Annotated in this window: 5 protein-coding genes; 1 reads left to right on the top strand and 4 read right to left on the bottom strand. The window is 66.5% G+C overall.

The window, feature by feature from the left end:
- Window positions 1-310: 310 nt before the first annotated feature.
- Together EP26_RS35205 and zwf are read right to left on the bottom strand one after the other, a co-directional pair.
- Window positions 311-559 carry a hypothetical protein gene (locus EP26_RS35205; protein ID WP_157033716.1) on the bottom strand — a complete coding sequence of 83 codons (249 nt, stop codon included), beginning with the start codon at window positions 557-559 and terminating at the stop codon, window positions 311-313.
- 1,164 nt (window positions 560-1,723) lie between these two features.
- Window positions 1,724-3,187, bottom strand: coding sequence for a glucose-6-phosphate dehydrogenase (zwf, locus tag EP26_RS23640; protein WP_157033715.1), 1,464 nt, complete (start codon window positions 3,185-3,187; stop codon window positions 1,724-1,726).
- A 628-nt stretch (window positions 3,188-3,815) separates the two neighbouring features.
- On the opposite strand from zwf, the gene EP26_RS23635 reads away from it, so the two are divergent.
- The gene (locus tag EP26_RS23635) at window positions 3,816-4,226 is read left to right on the top strand and encodes a flagellar basal body-associated FliL family protein (protein ID WP_043342296.1); all 411 of its coding nucleotides are present in this window, start codon (window positions 3,816-3,818) and stop codon (window positions 4,224-4,226) included.
- Between the two features lie 197 nt (window positions 4,227-4,423).
- Here the strand turns inward: EP26_RS23635 and EP26_RS23630 are convergent, their stop codons facing one another.
- Complete coding sequence (locus EP26_RS23630; protein ID WP_043342295.1) at window positions 4,424-5,146, bottom strand: flagellar hook assembly protein FlgD; 723 nt, start codon at window positions 5,144-5,146, stop codon at window positions 4,424-4,426.
- Between the two features lie 37 nt (window positions 5,147-5,183).
- On the bottom strand, window positions 5,184-6,890 hold the full coding sequence (locus EP26_RS23625) for a flagellar hook-length control protein FliK (RefSeq protein ID WP_169747469.1): 1,707 nt from the start codon (window positions 6,888-6,890) through the stop codon (window positions 5,184-5,186).
- Window positions 6,891-6,901: the final 11 nt, after the last annotated feature.

The raw sequence follows: 6,901 nt of genomic DNA, 5'->3' as shown, positions 1-6,901 counted from the left end.
GCCGTCACCCTCAATCCAGAGCGCGACAGCATCGTCGCGTTCAGCACATCGAAGCAAACCGGATAGAGGAGGATATTACGAGAGCAAGGCGACAACTACCTTGACGCGTACCGGCAGGGTTAAGGCCACGCCGGCAATCAGCGTGCTGTGGTTTGCCCCACACCGCCCACCTCGACCTGACGGGTATGGCGAGCAGTGCCACCAAGCGTCGCAAAATCACGACGCCCTAGCTGGTCGCGCTCGTGATCGGCCTTACGCAGGCCCTGTGACACGGCCCGGCCCCGCTCGTCGCCGCCTCTGTGCCGCGCGTTCAATCCCGATCCTTGGCGACGGCGTCGTCCAAGGCTGTGACCACCACCAGCTTCTGCTCGAACCAGGGGGACCGGTGGCAGGCGAGATGCAGGCCAGGGAGAACCGGCACGGTGAACTGCCCTGCCGCCAGATTGCGGGCCATCTCTGGCGAGTCCGCAGCAATCTCGCAGGCGCCAACATGCCAGCTGAGAGCCCAAGCGGGATCTGGGATCCCCTCTGACGTCGGTTGCAGCAGAAAAATCGTCATCGACCCATTTCGCAATGGCCACGAAACCTACCTAAAGGTGCTTTCCCCCCCGCGTAACTCCACAAATGCGTTATAAACGAGACAGCGCACGGATTTTTCAGCGAACCGAACCGGGCACTGCAAGCCCGACTACCCCGTCCGAGCCCACGGGATCATGGCCACCGATGATCAGATCCGCGCCACCCCTGCTGACTGCGGGCGTCGAGCCGGCAGCCCATCCCGATTTCAGGGCGCAGCCGCCCCCAAACGACAATCATCTTAATTATGACGTACGCATTCCAGATTGAAACACCGGCTCAGCCATGTCTACCAACCCTGGCCGCAGGATGATGCGATGGTCCCGGGTGCCTCAGCTATGATCGCCACTGGGGGCCCGCGCAAGCTCGGGCCCTCGCGGATCTCCAGCCGATGGTACGGACGGGTGGGGAGCTGGTTCGACCTCGCCAAGGGTCGGCTCGGTTCTACCGGGGCCTTGCCTCGGGGTCAGCGCCGCATCCGAGCGCCAGCCTCGCTGAGCGGGCGGGAGACTATCCGGAACCGGCGCCGCGCCATGCTGATGGACGTGATGGGCCGGGCGTGTCGGACCGGAGCGCTGCCGTGGCGGCCATCCGGGTTGCTGCTCGTCCGCACGCAGGGAGATGCTCCGCCCAGGACGCATCGCCGGCCACGGCCGTCACGCCGGGCCGTCTGGCCTGACACCCCTGCCATTGTCGGCCGGCCGCAGGCCTGCCGAGGGCGCAGGCCTTGGTGCTCCGACCCCGTCCGTCGCCCCTGATGCCCTGCCTCCCTGGCCTGCGGCCTCCCGTGCCATTGGCAGCGGGCGGTCTCCAGCACCGAGGCCAGGAGCTGGTGCTCTGCTGGCCAACGCTTCGAAGCACTCAGCGCCAGCAGGGGCGACGCTGTCCCACACAGCCCTGCTGCGGCGAGCCATGCTGCTGGACAAGCGTGGTCAGGCAGGCGCGGCTGGGCAACAGGCAGGCGCGTTGGATGGTCCAGCCGATGGCCACCGCGCGTACTACAGCGCCGCGTTGCGGCATGACGATCGGGCGGCTGCCGACGGCCCGATCGAGGACCTGATCGGGGAGTGCATCCGCGGCCAGATTGGGGGGCACGGGGCTGGCCCAGGCCCGGACTGCAAGCCCGGCTCCTCGGTGGCAGCCGCCACTACATCACGGATGGGGTTGGGCCTCGCCACGCCCGCTCGAAGGGCAGGCGCCAGGCATGCGGCGCCACGAGCTGGTGAATCGATTTGGGCCCCCATGACCCTGACGGATACAGCCTGACCGGTGGCGGCGCTTCCAACAGCGGCATCGACAACGCCCATAACCGCTCAATGCCCTCCGCTGTGGTGAACAAGGTATGGTCACCGCGCATGGCGTCCAGAATCAGCCGCTCATAGGCCTCCAACACCTCACCAATCCGATCCGTGTCGTGCATGGCGAATTGCAGACTCAGCTTATCCAGACGCATACCCGGTCCGGGGCGCTTGCCGTAGAAGGACAGCGACATCTTGGACGCATCGGCCAAGTCAAAGGTCAGGTGGTCTGGTCCCTGAGCGCCAACGCCGGAGCCGGCCGGGAACATGCTTTTCGGCGGCTCGCGAAAGGCGATGGAGATAATCCGCTGCCCCTCCGCGAGCCGCTTCCCGGTTCGCAGGAAAAACGGCACGCCCGCCCAGCGCCAATTATCGATCATGCATTTCAGCGCCACGAAAGTTTCGGTATCTGATTCCGGATCCACGCCCTCCTCCGTGCGGTAACCGATATACTGCCCGCGCACTACGTTCCTGGGATCAATCGGCAGCATACTCCGAAACACTTTATTCTTTTCTTCACTGATAGGTGCCGGTTCCAACGCGGTTGGCGGCTCCATGGCCATGAAGCCGAGAATCTGAAACAGATGCGTGACCACCATATCTCGGTAGGCCCCGGTGGCTTCATAGAAGTTGCCGCGGCGGCCCAAGCCCAAAGTCTCCGGCACATCAATCTGCACGTGATCGATGAAGTTCCTGTTCCAGATCGGCTCAAACAGACCATTGGCAAAGCGGAAGGCCAAAATATTCTGCGCAGCCTCCTTGCCGAGGAAATGATCTATTCTGAATATTTGGTCTTCTTGGAATACGTCGTGCAAATGTCGGTTGAGCAGGATGGCACTCTCAAGATCGACGCCAAATGGCTTTTCCATGATGATGTGCGAGTTCGTGGTCAGCTCCGCCTCTTGCAGCAGCCGGATCGCCGGGAGCGCCGCGTTCGGCGGGACGCTGAGGTACAGAAGTCGCTTGGTCACATCGCCGAGGTCTGCTTCGCATTGCTGCACCAGCTGCCGGAGTGCGACCGGCCCCGCGCTCAGCGGGACATATTCTAAATGTGCTGCAAACCTGGTCCAGGCGGCATCACAAATTTTACGGGACGTAAATTGCTCGACGGCGCGCCGCGCGAATTCTCGGAAGGCATCTGCGTCGAGCAGGTCCAGCGACACGCCGACAATGCGGCAGCTCGGAATGAAACCTCGGCTGACCAGATGGAACAGTCCTGGCAGCAGCTTGCGCTGCGACAGGTCACCCGTGGCGCCGAGCAGGACAACCAGTTGCGGATGCTTGGGGCCAACAGCGGGGGACACTTTGGACACGGGCGTTGGTCGTTCCAGCTCACAGAAAGTTGAAGCGCATGAAACAATCAACCTGAAGAGACGGTGTTGCGTCCAGTGTTTTCGGCGTGGCTTGGCGCGATTGGTGGTTTGTCTTGGTCATGGGTGCGCTGCCCTGAGGGATAGGCGGTGCGGCCGCCATTGCCAGCGGGAGGGATGGCGCGGCGGCAGCGCGAGCGTTCCGCGGAGTGGCGCCCTGGCCGGCCTTGGGCGCATGGCCAAGCAGCGGCCTGGCTGCCTGCATGCCGCCAGCCATCCCCCAGGCGCTCACGCCCGAGCGGCAGCGTACGGCCATTCCAGCCGTGCCGCAGGCGCAGCCGCGACGCGGGGCTGGGCGCCAGCCTGATCTCGTTTGCCGCGGTCTCTGGGGGCGGGGGAGCTTGGACGGCGGCGCGCCCCGGCGGGAGGGCCTTGTCGCACCGTGCAAATGAGCGAGGTTGAGCTTTGCCGGCATGAGCACACCAGCGCTCCGGACATCAGGCCCTGCTGCCATCCGCCGCCTGAACCTTGCAGACGCTCAACGAAAAAGACACAGAAACCGGCCCGGCACGTTGCGCCACCATAGCTAAATTCCGATGATGGAGGTCATCGCTGAGCCAAGGTGTTGTTCATGCACGACCTGTCGCGTCGCCGCGCCTTTTGGAGCGCGGCCGCAGCTTTCACTCCTGCGCTTTTTGGCAATGCGGCCTGGAGCGCGAGCGCTGCCCCCCCGAAACCCTATGAGTTTTTTGCCCTCGGTGACTTCACCATCAACCTCCCTGCGCCCGATCGGAAGTCACGCTACCTGCTGGTCTCAGTCACCTTGGAAGTCAAATCGGAGTATACCCAGGAATTCCGCGATCTCGCACCGCGCCTCAAGGAAACTGTCTTGCGCCGGCTGATGCAAATGTCGGAACGCAACCAGCTACGCCCAGGCGAAAGCAATCCGGCCTCGGTCCGGGAGAATTTGTATGAAAGCCTGGCAGAAATCAAAGAACACGGGCTGAAAAGCGTGGTGATCACGCGGTTTCTGCACAGCTGATCACGGCGGCATGGCAGCGGCCCGAGGAACCTGTCTCTCATCATAGTGGTGCACGCCGGCGTGCACCCGTGTCGGGGGCGGCTCCAGCCGTGCAAGCGGCATCCCGCGCGGCGGGTCGCTCTCTGATGCCAGACAAGGTTCTGACCCAGCACGCGCCCAGTACCGTTACGGCCGCAGCATACCGTGGCAGCCTCGGCTCAGTTGGTCATGCTGGTGACATTTGCCGCATCGATCTGACTGCCATTGGACAGGACCAAGGTATAACCACCACCCACTTGCGTCCGCACCTCGGTCACCCGCCCGCTTGCGCCGATCACACCGGCGCTCTGTTCCTGGCCGCTGGTGTCGTCACCAACCAGCTTCACATCATAAACGCCGGTTGGCAGGCGCTGCTGATTGGCGCCCAGGCCGTCGAAGCTCACACTGTTCTGCCCGGGCTGTACCGGAATACGCCGCAGCTCACCGCCGGACTTGTCCATCACCACCAGGCGGGCGTTGCTCAGGCCGGATTGGTTAAGTGAGACGGTAATTGGTGTACTCGATCCGGACGGCGGCACGGTGACCGTCGCGGCCGTGGCATTGACCTGCTTTCCGATCAGCGCGGCGGTCTGCCCCAGCGCATTGGTGGTTAGCGAGGACGCCATCTGCTGAAGCAGCGTGTTGGTCTTGGTTTGCTGCTCAACTTGCGAAAATTGGGCCAGCTGAGCCACAAACTGGGTGGGATCCGTGGGCGACATCGGGTCCTGGTATTTGAGCTGGGCAGTCAGCAGGGTCAGGAACCGGTTGAGGTCCTTGTCCGTGTTGCCCAGGGTTTGCGTCCCGCCCGTGCCGGCTCCCGCGCCAAGAGTGGTTGCCGAGCGCGTGGCCGCGCTTGGCAGTTGGGCTGCAGGGGTGGTTGCGGTGATTGGCGCCGAGGCCATGCTGCACGCTCCAAAAGGGTCAAAATGCCTGGGTGCTCTAGGCGATTATGTCGATGAGACTGTCCGTCGCGGGCCGCTGACTCTGCCCCTCGACCGTGACCTCGGCGGTCGCATCCGCCAATTCCACGCCGTCGCTGCCGGTGGTCTTGGGCGTGTCCGCGGCACGTTCCCGCGGCAGGCCGCCATGGCGCAGGTCGAGCCCACCGCCCCCGAGATCGATGCCGGCCTGGGCCAGCTGCTGTTCCAGCTGCGTGCGGTCCTGGCGGAATGCCTCAAAGGTCTCGGCGCGTTCGGCTGCCATCACGACCTGCACCATGCCGTCGCGGAACGTCATGCGGACTTCGACGCGCCCAAGCTCAGGGGGACGCAGATCGACCGAAATGGTCTCCACACCATTGGCCGCCGCGCGGGCCATGCGCAGGGCGACCTGATGCCCCGCCTCCGCCGCAACCCGGGGGGGGATGGCGGGATGGGCGCCGGGCTGAGCCGGTGCCGGCATCGGCGGCGCGGTCGGGCTTGGTAAGCGCTCCAGGGACTGGCTCACCGCCGGGGTCGCGCTCACCGACTCGGCGGTCAGCAGACGGTCCACGGTCTCGCGACGCTCAGCGGCCTGCTCGGTCGGCACGAGCAGAGGATTGACCAGATCGGCCAGATTCTGCGGCAGCTGGCGGCGATCCGCCGCGCCGGTGTCCGGGCTGGGGATGCGCTGCCGTGGGAGGGCGAGGTCTGCCGGCACTGCCGGCCGCCGTGACGTCATACCGGTCAGGCCGGGGGCCGCGGCGCTGGGCTCCGCCGCCGCGGCCAGAACGGCGCCGTCCTGTGGCGGGCTCATATCCCGGCTGACGGCGCCGGCGATCGCCAGGCTGTGGGCCGCATCGGTCGCCAGGGCCGCCTGGGTGGCGGGGGCGGTCAGGGCCGGCGTCATCGCCGGCTGCCCCAGGCGCTGCGCGGCAGTGACCTGGTCCTGCGGGGCGGCGGGGCTGCCGGCCATCGCCGCCTCGGTGGCTGGCAGGCGCGGCCTGGACGCCGGCGTCCGGACAACCAGCGCCTGATCCTCGGTGGTCAAGCTGCTCCGAGAGGCCGCAGCCGCAGTGACGGTCGCCGCTGGCGCACTCTCCCCGGCGCCCAGCGGCCCCGGCCTGGCGCCAGAGCGGTGCAGCGCCGCGGCCGCGGCTGTGGCGACCCCTTCTGGCCCCATCGGGTTCGCGGCTGGACGCGGGGTTGCGCTACCCTCACGACCCTGCAGACCCAGCGCCTCCGCGGCCGCGGAGGCGGCCGGGAGCAGCGACGGATCGGCCGCCATGGGAGCCGGTATGGGCAGGGCTGCAGCCGCTGCCGTGGCGCCCAGGGAGCGCTGATCTGGGCTGGTCTGAGCGTCCGTCGGCACCACGGCAGCCGCGACCGCGGCAGTCATAGCCGTCGCCGTCGCCGTATCAGATGGTGCGAGGTTCGGCGCCGGGCCCAATCCCATGGCCATCGCAGCCATCTGCAAGGGTGCCATCATTGAGCCGGCGAGGTCGGCGGCATCCGCCAGCGCATCCCATGGCAGATCGGCGGCGAGGGCATGGCCGCGCGGCGCCAGGGTCAGGCTGTCGCTGCCCGTCACCGCCTCGGCGCCGCCTTGGCTGGCCGCCGCGGCCGCCATCAGGGCCGCAAACTCGCCCGGCGCGCCGCGGCCGGCATGGGCCGACGTGGCGGACAGCATGGTGAGTGCGGACCCGCGCGTGCCGCCGCGCCCCTCCACAGTGGCGCCTG

Source organism: Belnapia moabensis DSM 16746, assembly GCF_000745835.1.
Classification (GTDB): Bacteria; Pseudomonadota; Alphaproteobacteria; order Acetobacterales; family Acetobacteraceae; genus Belnapia; species Belnapia moabensis.
This window is presented reverse-complemented; position numbering and strand designations above follow the sequence as displayed.

What these genes read in the sequence shown, in the direction of transcription:
- EP26_RS35205 (WP_157033716.1), bottom strand. Translation starts at nt 559, where the DNA reads ATGACGATTTTTCTGCTGCAACCGACGTCAGAGGGGATCCCAGATCCC.
- EP26_RS23630 (WP_043342295.1), bottom strand. Translation starts at nt 5,146, where the DNA reads ATGGCCTCGGCGCCAATCACCGCAACCACCCCTGCAGCCCAACTGCCA.
- EP26_RS23635 (WP_043342296.1), top strand. Translation starts at nt 3,816, where the DNA reads ATGCACGACCTGTCGCGTCGCCGCGCCTTTTGGAGCGCGGCCGCAGCT.